This is a genomic window from Pseudomonas boreofloridensis, assembly GCF_030580795.1.
Classification (GTDB): Bacteria; Pseudomonadota; Gammaproteobacteria; order Pseudomonadales; family Pseudomonadaceae; genus Aquipseudomonas; species Aquipseudomonas boreofloridensis.
Genome location: NZ_JAUQOQ010000007.1, coordinates 246,661 through 267,223, shown reverse-complemented (window position 1 = coordinate 267,223; position 20,563 = coordinate 246,661). Strand labels below are relative to the sequence as shown.

Below are 20,563 nucleotides of genomic sequence, written 5' to 3'. Positions count from 1 at the left end.
AATGAGTGTCGATGAAAAGCGTGTTCGCGAACTGGCCCACCAGATCTGGGAATCGGAGGGTAAACCCCACGGTCGCGATGAAGAGCATTGGAAAAAGGCGGTGAAGTTGGCCGAGGCGGAAGCAAAAGCGCCGGCGCCCAAGTCCAAGAAGGCACCCGCCAAGCCCAAGGCTCCGTCCGAGCCGAAGGCCGCGGCATTACCGGGCGCCAAGCCTGCCCCACCGAAAAAGCCGCGCGCACCGAAGAAACCCGCAGCGCAGTAACGCAGTCGCGACACCGCGTCGTTGCCGGCCTTCCTACGGCAACGACGCCTAACCCTATTCCATTCGTTTGGCTAGACGAGAGCTGCCATGACCGCACGCACCCCAAAGAAAACCCGTTCCGTCGCGCCAACCCGCATTCGTGAAGGCCTGCCCTTCCCGCTGGGTGCCACCTGGGATGGACTGGGCGTCAACTTCGCCCTGTTCTCGGCCAACGCCACCAAGGTCGAGCTGTGCATCTTCGACGCCAGCGGCGAGAACGAACTCGAGCGCATCGAACTGCCGGAATACACCGACGAGATCTACCACGGTTATCTGCCCGATGCTCACCCAGGCCTGGTCTACGGCTACCGCGTTTACGGCCCTTATGAGCCGCAGAACGGCCACCGCTTCAACCACAACAAGCTGCTCATCGACCCCTACGCCAAGCAATTGGTGGGTGAGCTGAAATGGTCCGAGGCACTGTTCGGCTATACCCTCGGCCACCCCGACGACGACCTTTCGTTCGACGAGCGCGACAGCGCGCCCTTCGTGCCCAAGTGCAAGGTCGTGGATCCGGCATTCACCTGGGGCCGCGACCAGCGCGTGCAGATTCCTTGGGAACAGACTGTGTTCTACGAGGCCCACGCCCGCGGTATCAGCATGCGTCACCCGGCGGTGCCAGAAAACCTGCGCGGCACCTTCGCGGGCCTGGCCAACGACGAGCTGCTCAAGCACATCAAGGACCTGGGCGTTTCGAGCATCGAGCTGCTGCCGATCCACGCCTTCGTCAACGACCAGCACCTGCTGGACAAAGGCCTGAACAACTACTGGGGTTACAACAGCCTGGCGTTCTTCGCCCCGCACCCCAAGTACCTGGCCAGTGGCAAGATCGCCGAATTCAAGGAGATGGTCGCGCACATTCACGAGAAGGGCCTGGAGGTGATTCTCGATGTGGTCTACAACCACACCGCCGAAGGCAACGAGCGTGGTCCGACCCTGTCCATGCGCGGCATCGACAACGCCTCGTATTACCGTCTGATGCCTGACGACAAGCGCTACTACATCAACGATTCGGGCACCGGCAACACCCTGGACCTGAGCCACCCCTGCGTGCTGCAGTTGGTCACCGACTCGCTGCGCTACTGGGCCGGCGAGATGCATGTGGACGGCTTCCGCTTCGACCTGGCAACCATTCTGGGCCGTTACCACGACGGCTACAGCGAGCGCCACAGCTTCCTCGTCACCTGCCGCCAGGACCCTTTGTTGCGCAGCGTCAAGCTGATCGCCGAACCCTGGGACTGTGGCCCAGGCGGCTACCAGGTGGGCAACTTCGCCCCCGGCTGGGCCGAATGGAACGACCGCTTCCGCGACACCGCCCGCGCCTTCTGGAAAGGCGACGAAGGCCAGCTGGCCGACTTCGCTGCGCGCCTGACCGGTTCGGGCGACCTGTTCGACAATCGTGGTCGGCGCCCCTATGCGTCGGTCAACTTCATCACCGCCCATGACGGCTTCACTTTGCGCGACCTGGTGTCGTACAACGACAAGCACAACGAGGACAACGAGGAAAACAACCAGGACGGTACCAGCAACAACATCTCCTGGAACTGCGGCGTCGAAGGCCCGACCGAGGATGCCGACATCAAGGCGTTGCGCATGCGTCAGATGCGTAACTTCTTCGCCACCTTGCTGCTGTCCCAAGGCACGCCGATGATCGTGGCGGGCGATGAATTCAGCCGCACCCAGCACGGCAACAACAACGCCTACTGCCAGGACAGCGAAATCGGCTGGATCAACTGGGACCTGGACGAGGAAGGCCAGGCCCTGCTGGCCTTCGTCAAGCGCCTGACCAAGTTGCGCCAAGAGTATCCGGTGCTGCGCCGTTCCAACTTCCTGGTGGGCGACTACAACGAAGCGATCGGTGTAAAGGATGTCACCTGGCTAGCCCCCGACGGCAACGAGATGGGCGTGGAGCAATGGGAGGATCCCCATGGCCGATGCCTGGGTATGCTGATCGACGGGCGTGCGCAGGTCAGCGGTATCGCCCGTCCTGGCGACCAGGCCACCGTACTGCTGATCGTCAATGCTCACCATGACGTAGTGCCGTTCAAACTGCCCAGCGTGCCGCAAGGTGAACATTGGAGCTGTCTGATCGATACTGACCAGCCGGAGCAGCGCAGGGCCAAACCGATGGCGTTCGACAGTACCTTCGATGTTACCGGACGTTCGGTGGTGTTGATGGTGTTGCAGCGCGAGCAGGAGTGACGACCTCGTCTGCACCGTAGGCCTAGGCCTATCGGCGGTCAGGTGGCTTTGAGCTGCTCTATGAGGGGCTCTGGCCAGTGACCGCCGACGCTTTTTCTGGGCGCCATCGTTGAGGTAGTCCAGTCAAGTGATTCGACAACTTACCTTGTGGGGATAAAGCATCAAGTCGCAACTGAAGTTGAGCGCGCACTCACCTTTTTTGCTGACGTAGCGGGTCTGCCAAAGCGGGCGATCGAATACCAGCGCAATCTTCTCACCCGGCGCCGGCTCTATCACGAAGAACTCCTTGGTCACAGTGCCAGGCAGGAAAGTCAGGGTAACTAACCTGTCCATTCCCCACCCCCAATCGAATCGTCTGTGCACGTAGAAGGCCGGATGCGAATACGTCGCCCTCAAAGCCAGTACGGTGTCGCGACGCGAGTCGAATTCGGACGCAGGCGCTGTCACGTAGAACTCATCGTGGAAGTGGTTGGAGTGTAGAACGCAGCGTGGCATGGACAAAGGCTCTTCGAAACCCTCGACATGCAGCTGCATACCGAACCCACCGCTGACCTTGTTACGTCCACTCAATGTCCAAAGTTGCTGGCCCTTGGCAAGCGGCTGGGTCGCACCGAAGGCAGGACTGGCTTGTAGATCCTTGGCGTTCAAGGTACCTCCCTGGAACGTCAATCGACAGGACGGCGACAACACGTGTAACGGGCTCTGGGGCTTGGCGCTGACAAAAAGCGTTGGCGTAGACCCCGTCCCGTAGTCCCACGGCATGAACACCACGGCTGAAACGGGCTTGCCGTTTACGGACACCTCTACTTCATCTTCCAGGCGCGTCGACAGCAAAAAAGCTTGGTCGATTTCCAGCGTCTTGGAAAATACGCGATCGGAGACGACCACCCTGACCCCGAAGTCACCGCTGACCTGGCCTCCTTCTAGCACCCATTCCAAGCCCTGTGCTCCGAGCACAAGATCGTGACCATAATTGGGAGTCGCTGTCACATCGGGCATGCCCAGGCTGCGGCCCACGAATTCCAGGTAGACGCTCAAGCCGAGTCCACCTAACGGACTCTCGGCCTTGGGTTGCAACGTCAACTTGGCTGGCTGTTCACGACGAAAGATCGCAGGATTCGGTACGGCCGCACCTTGTAGTTTCAACTCCGCTTCATCGCCCAGATCTGCCGACAGCAGCACAGCCTTCGACACGCTCAAAGGCTGCTCGAACCCCTCCACCTTCAGCGCCAGAGCAAAATCGCCACTGACCTGCTGTCCTTTGAGCGACCATGACAACCCATCGGGGCCGAGCTTGCGCTTACTGAGGTAAGCCGGTGTGGAAGGTATCTGAGCCTGGCCCAGGCTGCCTGCCTCGAACACCAGCCAGGCCTCTGGCTGCAGGCGGCCTAGCGGACTGCCTGCTTTAAGCGCCAGGCTGAGCGTGCGCGGCGCCCCGCGCTGGAACAGTGTGAGAGCAGGCACCGCCGCACCATCAATCTGTAGTTGTGCCTCATCGCTGAGTTGGCTCGACAGCACCATGGCATTGTCGAGGCTCAACGGCTTGGCGAATCCCTCGACATGGACCGCCAAGGCGAAGTCGCCACTGCTCTGGCCTGGAGTCAAGGTCCAGCCCAGCCCGGCGGCAGGCACCTCACGCTTGGCCTCGTAGTCGGGCTGGGCAGGCACTTGACGCGATTCCAGCGTCCCCTTGATGAAACTCAAGTGACCCATTCGGCCAAGCGCTGGCAGAGGGCTGCCTGGCTTGATCTGCAGACGCAAGGTACGCGCAATCCCTCGACGCCAAAGCGCAGTCGGACCGATAGCTTCTGCATCGAGCGACAGCTCGACTTCATCGCCCAGTTCGGCAGACAGTTGCGCCCCTTTGAAAGAAAACGGTGCCGGCAGATCGTCCGTCGCGGTCTCCAGTACGAATGTCCCGGAGTCCGTGCCCCCCTTGAGCGTCCAACTGATGCCCTGCGCTGTCATCGTCTGCGCGGCAGTCGGCGTGAACGTAATCCCTCGCTCAGGCTTGCCGTTGGGCCAGCGCAAGAGGATCGGTTTGCCGACGAAGAAGCTGTCCGCTTTTTTCGGTTTCAAGGTCAGATTGACCTCGGCCTGGCGTGTCAACAACAGGGCGATTTTTTCGAAGTCGGTAACAGGTTTGCCCTCGAACAGTACCTCCAGCTCGGCCCCCCACGGCGACACGGCGAACACCGGCAGCTTCTGGACTTGCTCACTGACCTGCTTCAGTTCGTCTTCGTAGACCGCTTTGAACACCGCGTGATTGTCGACGCCTTCGTCGCCGGGCTTGGGCAGATACTCGATGCTCGACAGCCCCTTGGCATCAGTGGGCTGGGTGGCGAACAGCGTGTCGTTCAACAGCCACTTGACCGGCCTGCCGACGGCCGGGCGCTCAGGGACGAACACGTTGTGGAGCATCACGCTCAATTGGGTGCTATTGCCATACTCGACCACAGGGACAACGCCATCCCACTCGATCTCCTCAAGGCCACATCGGAAATCGCCGAGCTGCGCCTCGAGCTCGAATCGCGGCGCTTGCCAGTAGCTGCCCAGGCCGAGGCCGATCTCACCGGCTTGAGTCGCGGTAGCGCCCGCCTGCAATTGCCATTGGGCACCGTCGCCCTCGTCCAGCGGTTGATAGCGATCGTCCTGATCGCCCGCGTTCTGGTTCAAGGGCGGCCTGGCGCTCAGCCCGAAGGCACTGGGCGGGTGCTGATTGTCGTCCATCCAGATCAGACTCACAGGCTGACCCGACCAGGCGTCTCCGGCCGCCGACTTGACCTGCAAGACATGCTCAGCGCCATGGCACAGCAGGAACGGCTGGCGCGTCTGTTCGATCTGATTTTTCCCACCTGGATCAAGGACCAGCTTGACCGTGCTGGCCGAGGACAACTCAGGCAAGCGTAGCTGCGAGATCACTTGGCGCAGGTACAACCTGGATGTGATCTTGCCGTCCAGCCGAGTATCGAACGCGACGCGCACCGCCGTCGTATCGCCCGGCAGATCGACGAGCAACGGCGCCATGCGATGCCAGGTCGGCACAGCGCCAGGTGCCAGAGGCTCATCCTCAAGCGTGCCCTGGCCCTGCAAACGCTCGACGAACACCTGCGCCCCTTCCTTGCCGTCTTCGAGCAGGTGGACCGTCACCAGGCACTCCTTGAAATTGTTCAAGGCGTAGTCGCAACCCAGCCAGTACTGCGGCCGCGCGCCGTCAGCCTGCGGCGCGACGGGCAGATCGATGTCCTGCCAGACCCGCTCGTTGCGCTGGATACCCAGGTAGGTCGAACCGTCTCCACCGTCGCTGAAATCGATCAACTGACCCAAGCTGCGCCAGGGGCCATCGGCAGAGAAATCCGCCTGCTGCAGAAACGGCGCTTTCAGCACTGAATGGCCCTGGGTGTCCTGATCAGCATCGCCTGACACGTCGGGGGTAGGTCCAGCTTGAGTCCGTGGGCTCATGTCATTCTCCCAAATAGATATCGCCCCTGAGGGTCGTCAGTTCATCGAGGGTTGCGCCTGACCGGGCACGACAGTCGCCAGCGACCAGGCTCACTGCACTGGGCTACGGGCCCTGAGTCGGGCCTGCTCGATCACCTCCAGCCAGGTGTCGTTCTCGTCTTCGGACACGGTGAACCAGGGGTACTGCTGCACACGGCGTTCGTAGTTCGCCCATTGCCCCTCGACCTCTTCGCCGGCCGCCCGCACCACGCGGTACTCGCGACCCAGCGCGTCGTAATAGTGGGTGTCGGCATAGATGCCCTCTCGGGCGCTGTCGTCGCTGACCCAGCGCCAGTCATCCAAGTAGAACGGCAGCCAGACACGCACGGCCTGGCCCTTGTTGTCATACTCGGTCTTGCCGCTGACCGCCCAACGCACAGCCGCATCACGACTGACCGCGCCCCCCTGCGCATCGGCCAGCAACGCGCCCTGTTCGGTACGCACGAACGCTTCGCCGGGAGGATTGAGCACCGCGCTCTGCAACAACTGCCCTCCCCCTGTCAGGGTCACGGTGACGCGCACCTGCTGCTCGGGGTCATCGTCGTAGCGGTCGCTGAGGATGTGCACGGTATGCGGCGGCGTGCGCCCAACCATGGCAAAGGGTCCCAGGCCGTTGGCGCTTAGCCGGGCGGCCATTCGCCGCCAGGCCAGGGCACCACACCGACGCGCAGGGTCGGTGCTACCGTCGCTGGTGAGCGCCAGCGGCATCCAACTGTCGGCGACCACGGTGAAGGCGGTATGCACCGGTACGCCTTTGCTGTCGTTGAGTGCCACCGCGTCCGCCACGGTCGGCGGCGGCGTGAACGGACGGCCCGAGCAGTAACCGGTCATCACCGCCTCATCGCTGCCCGCTGCGGTTTGCGTGCCGTAGAAGCGGGTATGCAAGACCCTGCCCAAGGCATCCAGGGCCACCTCACTGAGATTGTCGTTGGCATCCTGGATGCGCACCGGTTGCAGAAAACGCCAGTCGTACGCCTCGATGGTCGATGTCAGTCCGGCGGCATCGCAGACCTTCACCACCACCACATCGTGCGCGCTGTAGCTCAGTTGGCTCGGTCCTGTGACGGTACTGTCCTGCATGCGGTGGGGCTGCCAGAAATGCAGAGCGTCCTGGTAATGACTGATGCCGTGGTGACCACAATAGGCCTGCTCGACCAGCGGCTCTCCCGCAATGCCGGGCACGCCAAGCCCATCGGGATCGGCGGCGTCGGCCAATTCCTCGGCATCCAGCGGCCGGTCCATGGCGATATAGCCACCGCGTTTGAGCAGTTCAGGCAGTGTCTCTTCCTGCAGCGGACGATCCAGCTCTTGCCGCACTGCCAGTAACCAGGCCTGCTCGGCTGCCGTGCGCGCAGGCGAAGACGGTACGCGTTGCAACGCGGCCAGCAGCGCTCGGCAGAACAGTGCGTCGGCGCTTTTGGCCGACAGCGCGCTGACCAGCGCAGCGTGCAGCGTGGCCAAGACAGCGGCGTCTTGCGCGTGCTGTGCGCCGAACCAGGCCAGCACCGACCCTAGCGCGGCGTCAGGTACACGACTTTCCTTGCGCAGCGCGCCATGAAGGCCCTCAGGCAGCGCCTCGGCGGCTTCGTCCAGCAGCCGATCACGCAGGACCTGTACCGAAATGACGTGCTTGAGCGCCTGACGCAGCATCTGCGACGCCTCGCGGTCGTCAGGCGCCTGCTCCAGATAGGACAGCAACAGCCCGTAGGTCACGGCGTGTTCGACCACCGGCAGGCGTCTACGCAGGCGCCCCAGCACCGCCGGGTCGCTGGACGGATTGGCCAGCGCATCCTGCAACAGGCCGAGCAGGGTCAGCTCGAACGCCGGACGCAGCACGTCGAGCGAAGCCTTGTCGAGCATCGCGGTGCGGGTGTAGGCCCGCAGTGCCTGGCGCGAAGGCTCGCTGCTGGCGCCGCTGCCGTCGGCCTGGCGCCACACGGTCTTTTCGTAGCTGGCCAGGACGGTGCGCGCCGGATCACTCAGGGGCAGCCCCTGCTCGAGCAGGTACTCGACACTGAAACCACCCTCGGGCACTTGTGCCTGGGCGAAGTGCACCATGTCCCGACGCATGGCGCCTGGCAGCCCGATCACGAAGTCGTCGTCCTTGACCCGGTTGTGCACCGTGGCGCGGCTGAGGCTCACCCAGCAGTCGTATTGCTGCTCGTCGCAACTGGCCTCGATCAGCCCGGTCGGCAGGCTGGCCGGGTAGATCTTGCGCTCGACCTCCTCCTGAGCCAGCGCCGCCGGATCGAGCAGGCGTGGATACTTCACGGTGACGCTCTCAAGCACATTGCCATACCGATCCTGTCGCAAGACGATGGCCTGATCCACCTGGGGATCCTGCGGATAGCGCTCACAGTTCAAGCCCAGACGCTGCACGGCGGTGATCAGAGCGGACGGATGCAGGTCGTCAGCCGTGGCGCAGGCGCGAATCTGCCAACGCGGGCGCTCGACGCTGTAGGGTTTGTCGGCCTGGGCCTGACCATCCAGGCCGTATACCTCCCGGCGCAGCAACTGCCCCCGCAGTGCGCGGTACAGCCATGTGCGTAGCGCCGGCTCCGGACTGAAGGGGTGCTCATCGTCGCCGGCACCCTGGGTCAAGCGCACCTCACCCTGGGGGAACGCAGCGTCCATGTCGGTGAAAGCCTCTTCGGCCAGCCCGTCGAGCGTCTCGATACCGCAGTGAAACCAGCTCAGGACCCGCGTCGGCGGTGACAGATGGGTGGCCGATGCATCGACCAGCGCGTGGGTGTCGGTCTGGAGCAGGCGCCTGAAACCGGCGAACTCGCGCTCGGTGGAGTCCCAGACGCCACCGAGGTAGCGCATTTCGCTGCCCAGCGTCACCCCGGTGATTTCATTCACCGCGGTCACCCGGCTCAGGGTGTGCACGGGAAACGGCAGATGACTGACCGGCGCCCTGCCCGTGCGGTGCGTCACAGCCGCCTTCTCGTCGAGCCAGGCCTGGGCTGAGCTGCGGTAATCCAGCTCGGTGCGGCTGCCAAGATTGTCGACGATGGTGTGCAGCAACCAGGGGCGCCGCTCGTTGAAGCGATACAGCCAACTGCGCGGGGCATTGTCCGCACCGTGAAGGGGTACGGTCAGCAGCAGGTCGGCCGTGCCCTGCCCGCGCACATCGGCGACTTGCACCTGGCACGTGTCGTCCAGGACCAGGCCGTCCGGCGCTTTGATGAAAGGGCCTTCCACGAAGCGGTTACCGCACTGGCTGACGAACACGCGGATGCCATCGGGCTGCAGGTAAAGAATGTCGGTGGTGCCGGCGCCGTCGGTGTCGGCCAAAAACACCCGCGAGGGATTGAAGTCGGCCACCTCGAATCCGGGAATCTGCAGCGCCTCATCGAACCGGCCGTAGCCCAACGAGGGCCACAGGGTGACACCCTGGCCGGTGATGCGCACCAGGTGTGCCTGGCCGCTGCCGGCAGGATCGGCGAAGACCACCATTGACTGGTCCAGCGAGGGCAGCGGTACGCGGCCGTGGTACTGCTCGGACCGCGCCGCCAGCCAGCCGCGATTGCCCGCCGAGGGGTATAGGCGCACGCTGCGCGGCCCCAGCGCGCGCAACATCACCACATCAGACTGGCCGTCGCCGGTCAGGTCGGCCAGGCGCATCTGTGGGTGATCGTATTCACTGGGCAACGCCGCGATCGGCACCAGGCCGCTCCAGGCGCCGTCCGTGCCTAGCGTGAAGCTGCCCTGCAAGCTACCTGCGGTAACCACCCATTCGGGGCGACCATCGCCATCGAGGTCCATCAAGTCGGCGCGGCCAATGGTCGGCACCTGCGGCAGCGGCTCGGGCGGGCCCCAGGTGATGCGGTCTTCGCCAGCGCCGCGCTGGGGCGCGCGATAGTGCCAGGCGTGCTCGTCCAGGTACAGCAAGCCCGGCACGCCATCACCGTGAAGATCGGCCAGTTGCCAGGCGTCGGCCCAGAAACCCTCCAGCTCAGGCAACGCCTCCCATTGCGGCACTGCCCGGCCCGGACGGCTCAGCTCGAACTCCAGCGGGGGCAAGCGCAGATCGACATCGGCGCTGAGTTGTGCAGCGGACACCAGAATACTGGCCACCGGGCTGCTGTCGTACTCCAGGTGCAGGCGTGCAACCAGTTCGGGTGTCGGGTCTGCCTGCCCGTCCAGCCGCGCGGTGCGGTGCCACAACAGCACGTCACGGCACAGCCGACGAAGACGCACATTGAAGCCGTAACGCCAGAACGAGTGGCAGTCGTCGCGAACCGGCCAGCACTGCGCGGGCTCGAACAGCGGAACCTGCTCAGGATCGGCGCCGCGCTCGCCATAATCGAACACGGTGAAGGTCAGGAAGTCATCTTCGTCGAACGCCTGCGCCGGAATGAGCAGCCCCTCGCTGGGCGTGGCATTCATGGCGTACACCGCCTGCGGATAAACGTTGGCGACCCGCGGATGGGCCTCGAGCTCCTGCTGCGAACAGCCCTGCTCGTCCTCCGAGCGATAGCGATACACCACATGCTCGCCACGTGCGGACACCTGTTCTTCGAGGTACCAGCATGCGGTATGCCGGGGCTCGCCAGGGGCGAACAGACGTGCCGAATCCGACCAGCCATACAGCGACAGACTGCCGTCGGCCAGGTACTGCAGCCAAAAGCCTGGTCCATCCGGATCCTCTTCGGCCAGCCAATGCTCCAGGCGCGCGTCGAGCCCACCGACACGCTCGGTCCACGGGGTGACGACATACCCCGCAGGTGTCGCGCTGAACGGCAGGCGGATGGCACGTCGGGGCTCAGCGGCCCTCAGCAGTTCGCCCCCGGACGGACCGACCAGGCGGTCATGACCGTCATAGCGCGGAAAACCGAAGCGTGTCGTGCACGCCACCGCGGGCAGCGCGTACTCCCACCCCGCGCCGAAAGCACTGTTGCCGCCGGCGCTGGAATAGTTCAGCGCCAAGCTGGCCGATAAGGCTCGGCCGCTGGGCGAAGGCAGCGGCAGATGCCAACCGGCCGCACCGTCTGGTCCGGCGCTGGACAGCATGCCGCCGCCCACCGAGACCGTGCCGCCACCTTTGGGCAGCGCTGGCGGGGTATAGAACGCCGGGCGCTCGGCGGACGCGTCCGGTTGCAGGTCCTGGGGGCTTTGTTCAGTCACGGCCTTTCCCCTGCTGAGCAGCCTCGGGGGCCGCGCCAGAGGCGTCGGCGCACAGCAATTGTTCGACCTGATCCTCGAACTCAGCACCGCCATGCAGCGCGTAGTAGCGGACCTCCAGGACAACGTCGCTCAAGCTCTCGATCATCTCGCCCTGTTGCGCGTGACGCGGGAAGCGCAGCGTCCAGTCGGAAACGGCGCCGGTGCCCTCGAACGGCAGGTAGCGGTCATCGCTATCCGTGCCGCTGACCAGTCCCATGTCCTGCTGCGCCGAGGATAGGCACACCTGCTGCTGGGCGCGCAGGCTCATCATCACGCTTTGCGGCGCCGCCGCCACGTCTGCATCGCCATGGAGGAACTTCACGCCCTCGATGTCGGGCCGGATCAGCAAGCGGCTGCGCTTCTGCGCCAAGGTGGCGCGGATGTTCTGATAAGGCCCCAGCAAGGCAGGCAGCGACAACGCCACGCTGTGCAGACGGCGCAGGTAGTGGCCCGGGTAATCCAGGTCGAACAGACGCTGCGACAGGGTCAAGCTGATTTCGCCGTCGTCAGTCAGGGCGTTGCGAATCGCCGACCAGGAGTCCAGGGGAGTACCGGCCTTGTCCGTCACCAGATCGAGTTCGAGCAGGGCGTGGAGGGATACGGTCTTGCGCACCTCCAAATGCCGCTCGCCGCGCAGCAGCATCTCCGACTCCAGGCGCATCAGGTCCAGGCGTAACTCCCCGCCAGCGTTGAGCCCAAGACGGTCGGCCTGCCACACCGGCGGACGGATCACGCGTTTCTGGTACTGGCCCGTCTCGTACTGCCAGCAGGCTTCGGCACTGTTGCACAGGCTCACCGCCACATCGAACAGCGTCGAATGCCAGGCGGTGGCTTGCGAACGCAGCCAGCGATACAGCGCTTCATTACTCGAACGGTTCTGGTAGAAGGTGTAGGTCTGCTCGGCCTGGGCCAGTAGTTGGCGGCTGTGCGCCAGCGCGCGCTCGGCGGCCAGCGTGCCGTGCTGCTGGGCCTCGAGCTGCTTGTCGATGACGCGCAGTTCATGCTGCGCCGTCTTGCGCTGCAGATCCCATTCCTGGCGACGGCGACGCCAGGTTTCGGTGTCGCGCAGGTTATCACTGGCGGTCAGCGCGATATTGGCGATGACCTCGGTGGTGTAGCCCAGTGCCATCAGCGGGCCTTTGTACTCCATGCCACCGTTGGCCAGGCCGAAGATCTTCGGCACCAGGTCGGTGAGATAAGAGGAGCCAATGGCGGCGCTGGCGACATTGCTGGTAGCCCGGCCTGCGGTGTGCAGCCACTGCAAGGCCACCTCGCCGACCGTGACGTTTTCTTCGTAGAGCGCCGAGAAATGATCCACCCGCTGCTCGGCACCGGTGCGCTGCATCTGCAGCACCTGCGCGTTGTGCTGTTGCTGCTCGTGCAGTTGCTCCTGAATGGCGATGGCGTACTGGGCGATCTGCGCCGCGTGTCGGAACTGCAGCACCTCCTGCTGGGTGCGCTCCTCCAGTTCCATGTAACTGCGCAGTTGCTCGCCGAACTGGATGAGTGCCGCCACCGCTTCGTGGGCCTTGAGTACCAATGTGCGGAAACGATAAGGCGGTACCACCGTGCGGTTACCCATGGGTCGGGACAACCCGGAGCCCCCGCTCATGCGTGCAGCGAGCAGGTCGAATGGATCGGCGGCCGGCGCATAGAGCGGCAGTTCCATGGGCTGTCCATCGAGGGTCAGGAAATGCCTCAGGTTGTACAGGCGCGAGTCGAGCAACTGCCAGGTATCGAGCAGCTTCTGGTTGACCGGCAGGCGAAAGGCCGGGTGCACGGCCACGCCGGCCCAGAAGAACGTGTTCAGGTGCTTGGGCAGCGCGCTGGGCTCGACGACCGAGGCCAAGCCCAGCAGCCGTTCATCGCCAGGGCTGGCGTCCAGCAACTGCGAAACGCTGGGAGATTGCCAGGTGCTCACCGAGCGGGCTTGGGGCGCCTCGCCCATCAGGCCGATGGCCATACGGTAAAGCAGCCAGGCTTGCGCCAGGCTGTCGCGAGTCTGCTGACGATAGAGGCTGTCTGCCTGGTCGATGAGCAGCGTGACGTACTGGATGAAAATCGCCTTGCGATAATGCGACGGCGCATGCAGCGCGATCACATGCGGGTCGCTCAGCTCGTGCTCGAGTCCCGGCGCTGCCGTGTCCTCGAGCATCAACCAGGCACATTTCCAGTAATCCTGGCCGAGGTGCTCGGTGGCCTCGCGCTTGCGGTAAGGGTCGAAGATCAGGGCCAGCCACCGGCGCGCTTCGTCGTAGCGCTCTTCCTCGTGCAGCCGCGAAGCGATCAGGTGCGGCACGTGGAAGAACAGTTCGCGCAAATACATGCCGTTGGCATCGTCGATGCTCATGCCGGGGTCCGTAGCGCTTGGGCGCCACCGCTGGAGTTAACGCGCCTTTGCTTTCGCCACGAAGGCCGGTTCCTGCTGGTGCTGGGCATCCCAGGCGAATACCCACTCGGTAGATGCCTCGGCCCGATTGATCAGGTCAGGCACATGCTGGGAGTTCAGACGTACCGCCAATGGCGCGTCCTTGCCGCCGATACCGGCAAACACCAGGAAATCGGTGCCACTGGACTGCTGGTGGATCAACGGTGCCGGCGGCCTGGCCAGCACTTGGGAAGCGGCCAGCGTGACCGTGAAGGTGGACGTTTTACCGCCCGCATCGACGGTAATCTCGACCTCGTCTGCGCCGTCCACAACACTGACGAGCCAACCGCTGGTCGCCGCACCTGTGAGCGACCAGTCGCCTGTCCATAGCTCGGTCTCTGCGGCCTTCACCTTGACCGCCTTCACGGTGGCAGGCTCGAACGCGATCGCCACGTGGTTCTGTGGGTCGCTCAGCGGGACAGGCGTTGCTGCATCGATCGCCACCTTGAAGCCGACGCCGTCACGAACCGCCTGCGGTGCCAGATCGTCCAGGCTCATGGCCTTGTCGAGCTTCACCGATCGACGCGCCACCCATATGAGAAAAGGTACGCCTTGACCACTGAGTTCCGACTTGAAGTCAGCCCGGGTGAAGGTGGCGGGGTCGCTCAACGACGGATGGCTGAACACCAGTTCGTCGAAGGTCGGTGGCATGACCATGCTGCAGAGCAGATGAGCGTCGAGCGCGTTCTCCATCGACACCTGGCATTTGACGCTCAGCGCATCCGATGTATTGACAAACCGTGCGCAGTACAGCGCATGCAGCCACCCCTCGTTGCGCCGCTCCAGCGAATAGCTCCGCACATGGAGTTGGTACTTGTCGTCCTGCCTGCTCAGTTGCGCATCCAGCCCGACGAACTTGTCGTTGTCCGCAGCGGCTGTGACCTTGCGCACCCACTTGTCGCGCGCACTCAGGCGTCGCTGCAACCTGAGCTTGCCCGGCTCGCTGCGAAAATCGCCGAGCAACGAGCCGGCCATGCGCTCGTCGAACTGTCCACTGGGGCGTTTGAGCACATCGCGCCACACGTTGAAGTGGTGGGTGTAGCTGCCATCGGCCTTGGGGCTGGCGCAGGCCACCAGCAGTTGATCGTCACTGCCTTTCGTTCCGGCGACGGCCAGTGCCAGCAATTCATAGCCCGTTGGATCGAAGTTGCCATCCTCGGTGCTGACCTGCGCGCTCCAGAGCAGCTCGGGAGTCGACCAGATGCTGTCCAGGCCCAGGTAAATGATTTCCAGCCTCAGCGGGTAGGTCCGGGCGGCGGAATCCTGCTCCACCTCGATCGGCGGCTGCTGGTGCAGCCACACCAGGTGCAGTCGCCCGCACAGCAGCACAAGTCGCGCCTGAATCACGGTGTGCCCACTGGGCATGCCGACCAGCTTCCATTCCGACCAGGCATCAGGGGCGATGCGCTGGGACTCCTGGTCCAGCCGGACGCTCACGCGACGATGGTAATACTGGCCCTCTGGATCCCTGCCCAGCAGGTAGTAGTCGGAATTGGCGTAGGTGTAGCCTTCGAAGTGATCGCCATCGCGTTGTTCGTCGCGGTAATCGATGTAGCCGGAGACCACGCGGATACTGTTCTGGAATTCGTACTGGCGGAGGAAGGCGAGCACCGCACTGCTGACCGAGGCATCGGAAATGCGCGCCTGCCCCAGGGCATCTTCCAGTGCCTGGAAGGGCTCGGTCTTATCCAGGCGCAGGTCGGCGCGGATGTAGTTCTCCGGATAGTCCTCCAGCATCTGGTAGGCCGCCCACACCGAGTAGTTGGACATGCCCTGACGCCAGAAGGTGACCAGCTTTTCGTCGAACGTCGCGCGATAGCCAGGCTCGAGGTTGTTGAAGATCGCGTTGACGTAGGTCTGGGTACAGGCGATCGCCTCCGCCAGGTATGAGGTGCTGACCGCCGCGCACACCTGGGTATCGAGCATGAAATAGTGGTCCAGATGCTCGGCGCTGATCATGTTCAGCGGGCCGGCATCCAAGCGCTGTGGCATGACGTGATGAATCACATAAGCACTGAGCGCATCACGCCATTGCTCGGTCAAGCGGGCTACCAATTCGGTGTTCATACTCACCTCTATCATTCGCGTCAATCAGGGTCAGGGCTGCGCTGGCTGAACGATCAGATCGAGCCAGACCACGCGGCTCGCCTTACGGTAGGTAATGCCCAACTGCGGCCGGGACTCGTGCGAGAGCCCCGTCGAGACGGCGGTCAGCGTCCAGCTCACCGTGCGCTCCTCGAAGGAGGCGACCTCACCGAGGCCGGGCTCGAAACTCAGCCCCAGCGCCGGTGCGGAATCGCGTCCGTCATACAGCAGTTGCAGCCCTTCCTTGAGCAGGGGGTGGTCGGCGGGCAAGGTGCAACTGAGCGTGTACGTGTCCTGCGCCGCGCCAGGCGCCGGTTGGCGAATGACGACCGGCCCGTCGACCGGCTGGTCGTCGAAGCACACCTGCATGTCCAGCGCCGGCAGAAAGATCACCTCGTCGAACTTCACTTCTTGCGGGTCTTCGCCCCAGGTGGCGACCACGGTGCGCGGTCCGGGAGTGGTCGCGCTGAGGATGAACCGCGCCTTGCCATGGGCGTCCGTGGTCATAGGCTGCGCAGGGTGGCCGCCCTCCTGCACTGTCCAGGTCACCGGACAGCGCTCCACCGGACGGCCATCGCGGGTGCGGACCTGGATCAGGAAGTCGCTGGCGTCGATACCATCGGCCAGCGGCCAAACGAGCCCTTGCTCGGTCACCACCTCCAACGCGTCCGGCAGTACCTCCAGCGTCAGCTCGCGAGGGTGGAAGCCTGTTTCATCATCGTCCTTCGAGCGCAGGGCCACACGCACCTGCAGCGTCCCGGCCTCGGTGGCGTCGATGCGCAGCCGGGCCTCGCCGTGCTCGTCGGTCTGGGCGTCGCCCTCAAAGCTGGGGGCATCTTCGCCATCGCCACGGGTGCACGCCCACACCAGCTTCTGGCCGCTGGCAGGCTCGCCGTTGACGCTGAGCACGGTGGCCTTGACGATGAGTGTGCCGACCACTGCCCAGGAGTCCAGCGCCAGCGCACGAATCGACGGCCGGTCTTCGAATTCCAGCGCGAATACCTGAGGATCGTCGGTACTGCCGGCGTACCACATGGCGACCCTGCCCTGGCCAGGATCCATGCTGCGCAGACGTGCCTGACTCAGGCCTTCATCGTTGGTCAGCGTTTCGCCTGCCAAATCGACGAACTCGCCGATATCGCTCGCCCAGTTGATCAAACGATCGACACCTGGATTGTCGTAGTCGTCGAACAGGCCCGCGACGATGACGTATTCGCCGAGCTTGCCTGCTGCTTGCCACGGCGCTGCAGGCAGCGGGCTCAGGCGAATGAGCGTCAACGAGTCTTCGTCGCAGTCGATGACGATGGGCGGCGCATAGGCCTCGCTGTCGAGCAAATAGGTGGCCTTGACGTGAGCCACCCCCATCAGCTCTCCGGCGTCGAGTTCGACCGTCACCACGCCGTTGTGGTCGGTATAGCCGAAGCGGCTGAGCAAGGTCCCCAGATCGGTGGTCCAGCTCACGCGAATATCGGCCACCGGCTGGTTGCTCATATCCAGCAGGGTCAGGCTGATTCGGGTCGATTCGTCCGGCTTGTTGGCGATCAGCCGCGACTGGCTGACCACGCAGCGCGTGGCCAGGCTCTGACGTAGCTCGGCGTCTTCGCCACGGGTCTCGCCGGGGCGGTTGAGGCTGCTGAGCATCTGTTGCGCTGCCTCGCGGTGGTCCTGGGTAGACGCGTGGGAATCGAGCCGGCTGAGCTTCATCAGCGAGATCGCGCTCAGGCCCGTGCGGTCACTGATGGCCTTGACCTGGGTCAGCACGATCAAATGGTCCAGGTTGCGGACGATACCGTCGGGCGTCAGGTGGGTCGCGACATCGAGCACCTCGCGAATGCCCCAGCCCATCCAGTTGGCGATCTTTTCCGCTGCGGCGTCCTTGATCAGGCGCCGCTCGTTCTCGCTCATCTCGCCCAAGGCCGCGATCGCCTGCCAGTAACCCAGCAACTGCTCCTCGGACTGGCGGGCGCGTTCCACTGCATGGGTGTAACGCTCCAGGCGATACAACGTCGGCAAGTTCAGTTCCAGGTCGCTCAGGCTCAGGCGCGGACGCTGCGTCGTCGACAGCAGCGTGGCCAGCAGCAGCGGTGAGAGCTTCAGGCGTTCGACCACCCGGGCGTGCCGCTGCATGCGCTGAAGCAGCGGCATGATGGCCTTTGCCGTGGGCGATCGATTGTCCAGGGCATCGAACCTGGCGGCGCTTTCGAGCAGCGCGTGGACCTTGCCTGCGGCCCAGTACACGACCGCGATCACCCGGTCCGCGCTAAGCGCCAACGCTTGCGCCAGACGTTCCTGCACCACGCCCCATTGCTGCGAACGCACACGCAACAGCGTGCCCAGGATCAGACTCTTGAGGCGCTGCTGCTCGTCCGGGGCAAGCTCGGGCAATTGGGAATCCAGCGACCCGGGCGTAGCGACCAGCGCATCGATCACTACCTGGATCTCGCGCTCCAGAAACTGCTCGTAAAGCGCCGGTTCGAAGTCTTCTTCCGGGGTGCGCGCCTCGCGAAACAGCCCCAGTTCATCGACGATCTGCTTGAGCTGTTGCTGCCAGCTCGCGGTGCGCAGGGCCATCACGCCCGCTTCGGCCAGGTGCTGGTCGAGGTCCTGGAATGGCAAGAGCTCGCGCTTGATGTCGCCCAGCAAGCTCAGCGTTGCCTGCGGTACCACATCGACGGTTTCGATCGGCAGCAACTGTTGCACCAGCCAACTGATCGGCACGTCCTGCTGCTGACACCAGAGCACGCAGTGGGCTATCGCGTGGACCACGCTGAGGGTATCGGTCTGGGAAAAATTCCGGTGCATCGCATTGGTCGGTCGCCCGGCAGCCTGCAACGCGTAGAGCCCTTCGGGGCTGAGGGTTTCCAGCAGCGACAGCAGTTCGATGGTACTGATCGACAGCAGCCTTGCCAGCAAGGTCACTCGGTAGAACGCCGAAATCACCGGCAGCGAGCGGCGCAACGTCTCGCTGCCCTGCGCTTGCATGACCGTACGGGACAGGTAGCGGAAGGTTTCCAGGTTGATCCCCAGGCCATGGCACAGTTGGTCGATGGTACGTTTGCTGTGCGGATCGTCCCCGGAGAGGCTGAACTCCTCGTCGTCGAGCACCAACGGCAAGGCCGCGCCGCTGTTGAACACCCGGTCGAAGTGACTGGGGGTATCGCCAACGCCATGGACACCCATGTTCGACAATAAGGTGGCGAAGTCTTCGGCACTGCAGCCCAGGCGTTTGCGCAGGAACTGGAACACCCCCAGACCGCGCAAGGTGTTGGTGCTCATCCACAGCGGGGAAGCCTCGAGCACTGGGCGGCGCTTGAGCTCGGTGGCTGCAACCTGCTCGGCATCGATGATCGCGCAGACCACCTGATCGACCTGCACATAAGGCAACTGCAGGGCATGGGCCAGGCGCATGAAGCGGTTGATACGATCCAGGCGCACCGGCGTCAGGTTCAGGAAGTAGTGCAGTTGCGGATCGACGGCGCTGCTGTCGACCGCCACAGGCTCACCGACGCTGCTGTTGATGAAGCGTGCACCGAACGCCGCGGCACCTGAATCCGCCACATCGCTGCGGACATTCTCCGAGCGCCGGGGCGCGTGGCCGGCCAGGGCGAACAGCGACTCCATCTGTGTCTGGTCGATCTGCACGATCTGGCAAAACGATACGACCCGACGTAGCGTCGCCTCCCCTTGCACACCAAAGTTCTCCAGGAAGAACTGCGCGCTGGCGTCTCGCTCCTCGTCGGCATGGGCGGCACTGGCCGGATCGCGCAGTGCCAGCAGCTTGCGATTCTGTGGGTCGACACGTAGTTGACTGCCGTTACCGAAATACGGCCGTTCGACCAGGATGGACCGCAGCGCCGGACCCAGCTCGCTTTCCTGCTGAAGGGCCGAATCGGACCAGTGCGAATGGGCTCCTGGCTGGATGAAATAGGGGTTGTCGAGATCGCCGAGACGCGCCACATCACCCAGGTGCAGATCGTTATGTGCAAGCACGGTCAGAATCTGCTGCCAATAGGTTTCATAGGGGAACAAACGCAGCGGATGGCGAACCTGCAGCAGCCTGTCCTCGACGGCAGACGATTCGCCCTTGCGCTGCTGCTCATCGACGATTGCCCGTTCGAGCACCTGGTTGACCACCTCCACCTGCGGCACCTCTCGACTCAGGGTGCGCTGATCGAGGGTCAGTTCGAACAGGTCTGGACGGCGCACCGACAGTGGCCGTAGGTCGGGGTGCTGATTGTCGCCTTCGATGTACTGCTTGACGAAGCTGAGCATGTCGATCAGATACGCGGCAGGCGAGGTGGTGGCGTCCACGGCCTCGGGCCGGGCGTTGTTGGCCCAAGAGGGCGAGAACTGGTTTTCGTATGTAGGACCGGTGCTCAGGGCGAGCGGCCCTTTGCGTTCATCCAGTGGCCGTGGCGCAGTGGCGATGAGTCGCTGTTCACGGAACGCGCGCATCATGGCCGCGCTGGCGACGTCCAGACGCCCCTGCAGACGATGGACTTCGCTGGCTTGCAGGGTGGGAAACTGCGCCATCAAGGCCACCTCACCGCTGCGCTGCAAGGCCATCACCGAGGCGGGTAGCTGCAGCGTATCGACCAGCGAGGCGTGAGCAGGCAATTCGCTCGCGAGAATTTTCTTCAGTAAAGCCTGCGTATCACTTGCTTTGCGTTTAGGCATAACCGTTCCCCGAGCTCCGTCCGAGAGGCCCCTGCGCGAGTGACTGGGCAGTCACGGCGCTTGAAGTTCAAGGGATCTTAGGGGCGACGGAGAAACTGGGGAAACTGACAAAGTTATCAGGTGCGGCGCACCTACTGCTGCACGAACGCCTTGGCCACGACCAGAGCGGGCCGCTGCCAAGGCGCAGACTGCCTCATACG

8 protein-coding genes are annotated in these 20,563 nt (G+C 63.9%); 3 read left to right on the top strand and 5 right to left on the bottom strand.

Annotation, left to right across the window (positions count from 1 at the left end; genetic code table 11):
* Window position 1: 1 nt before the first annotated feature.
* Window positions 2-262: a DUF2934 domain-containing protein gene (locus Q6A47_RS11495; protein ID WP_029614074.1), complete on the top strand. Its 261-nt coding sequence runs from the start codon at window positions 2-4 to the stop codon at window positions 260-262.
* Window positions 263-349: 87 nt separating this feature from the next.
* The gene (glgX, locus tag Q6A47_RS11490) at window positions 350-2,503 is read left to right on the top strand and encodes a glycogen debranching protein GlgX (protein WP_304484374.1); all 2,154 of its coding nucleotides are present in this window, start codon (window positions 350-352) and stop codon (window positions 2,501-2,503) included.
* 123 nt (window positions 2,504-2,626) lie between these two features.
* Here glgX and Q6A47_RS11485 read toward each other — a convergent pair whose 3' ends face one another.
* Window positions 2,627-5,530 carry a hypothetical protein gene (locus Q6A47_RS11485; protein WP_304484373.1) on the bottom strand — a complete coding sequence of 968 codons (2,904 nt, stop codon included), beginning with the start codon at window positions 5,528-5,530 and terminating at the stop codon, window positions 2,627-2,629.
* Window positions 5,531-5,533: 3 nt separating this feature from the next.
* Between Q6A47_RS11485 and Q6A47_RS11480 the strand changes: the two genes are divergently transcribed.
* Window positions 5,534-5,893, top strand: coding sequence for a hypothetical protein (locus Q6A47_RS11480; RefSeq protein ID WP_304484372.1), 360 nt, complete (start codon window positions 5,534-5,536; stop codon window positions 5,891-5,893).
* Between the two features lie 162 nt (window positions 5,894-6,055).
* Here the strand turns inward: Q6A47_RS11480 and Q6A47_RS11475 are convergent, their stop codons facing one another.
* From Q6A47_RS11475 to Q6A47_RS11460, 4 genes are read right to left on the bottom strand one after another with little or no spacing between them, the layout of a single operon-like run.
* Window positions 6,056-11,134 carry a SpvB/TcaC N-terminal domain-containing protein gene (locus tag Q6A47_RS11475; protein ID WP_304484371.1) on the bottom strand — a complete coding sequence of 1,693 codons (5,079 nt, stop codon included), beginning with the start codon at window positions 11,132-11,134 and terminating at the stop codon, window positions 6,056-6,058.
* Window positions 11,127-13,523 carry a Tc toxin subunit A-related protein gene (locus Q6A47_RS11470; RefSeq protein ID WP_304484370.1) on the bottom strand — a complete coding sequence of 799 codons (2,397 nt, stop codon included), beginning with the start codon at window positions 13,521-13,523 and terminating at the stop codon, window positions 11,127-11,129. Before Q6A47_RS11470 ends, Q6A47_RS11475 begins: the two co-directional genes overlap by 8 nt.
* Before the next feature lie 36 nt (window positions 13,524-13,559).
* Entirely contained in the window at window positions 13,560-15,668 is a 2,109-nt protein-coding gene (locus Q6A47_RS11465) for a neuraminidase-like domain-containing protein (RefSeq protein ID WP_304484369.1), read from the bottom strand.
* 30 nt (window positions 15,669-15,698) lie between these two features.
* Window positions 15,699-20,363, bottom strand: coding sequence for an Ig-like domain-containing protein (locus tag Q6A47_RS11460; protein ID WP_304484368.1), 4,665 nt, complete (start codon window positions 20,361-20,363; stop codon window positions 15,699-15,701).
* Window positions 20,364-20,563: the final 200 nt, after the last annotated feature.

Bases quoted from the DNA above. Each gene is read 5' to 3' on its own strand.
- Q6A47_RS11470 (WP_304484370.1), bottom strand. From the start codon at position 13,523: ATGAGCATCGACGATGCCAACGGCATGTATTTGCGCGAACTGTTCTTC.
- Q6A47_RS11460 (WP_304484368.1), bottom strand. From the start codon at position 20,363: ATGCCTAAACGCAAAGCAAGTGATACGCAGGCTTTACTGAAGAAAATT.
- Q6A47_RS11480 (WP_304484372.1), top strand. From the start codon at position 5,534: ATGCCAGGTCGGCACAGCGCCAGGTGCCAGAGGCTCATCCTCAAGCGT.
- glgX (WP_304484374.1), top strand. From the start codon at position 350: ATGACCGCACGCACCCCAAAGAAAACCCGTTCCGTCGCGCCAACCCGC.
- Q6A47_RS11495 (WP_029614074.1), top strand. From the start codon at position 2: ATGAGTGTCGATGAAAAGCGTGTTCGCGAACTGGCCCACCAGATCTGG.
- Q6A47_RS11465 (WP_304484369.1), bottom strand. From the start codon at position 15,668: ATGAACACCGAATTGGTAGCCCGCTTGACCGAGCAATGGCGTGATGCG.
- Q6A47_RS11485 (WP_304484373.1), bottom strand. From the start codon at position 5,530: ATGGCGCCGTTGCTCGTCGATCTGCCGGGCGATACGACGGCGGTGCGC.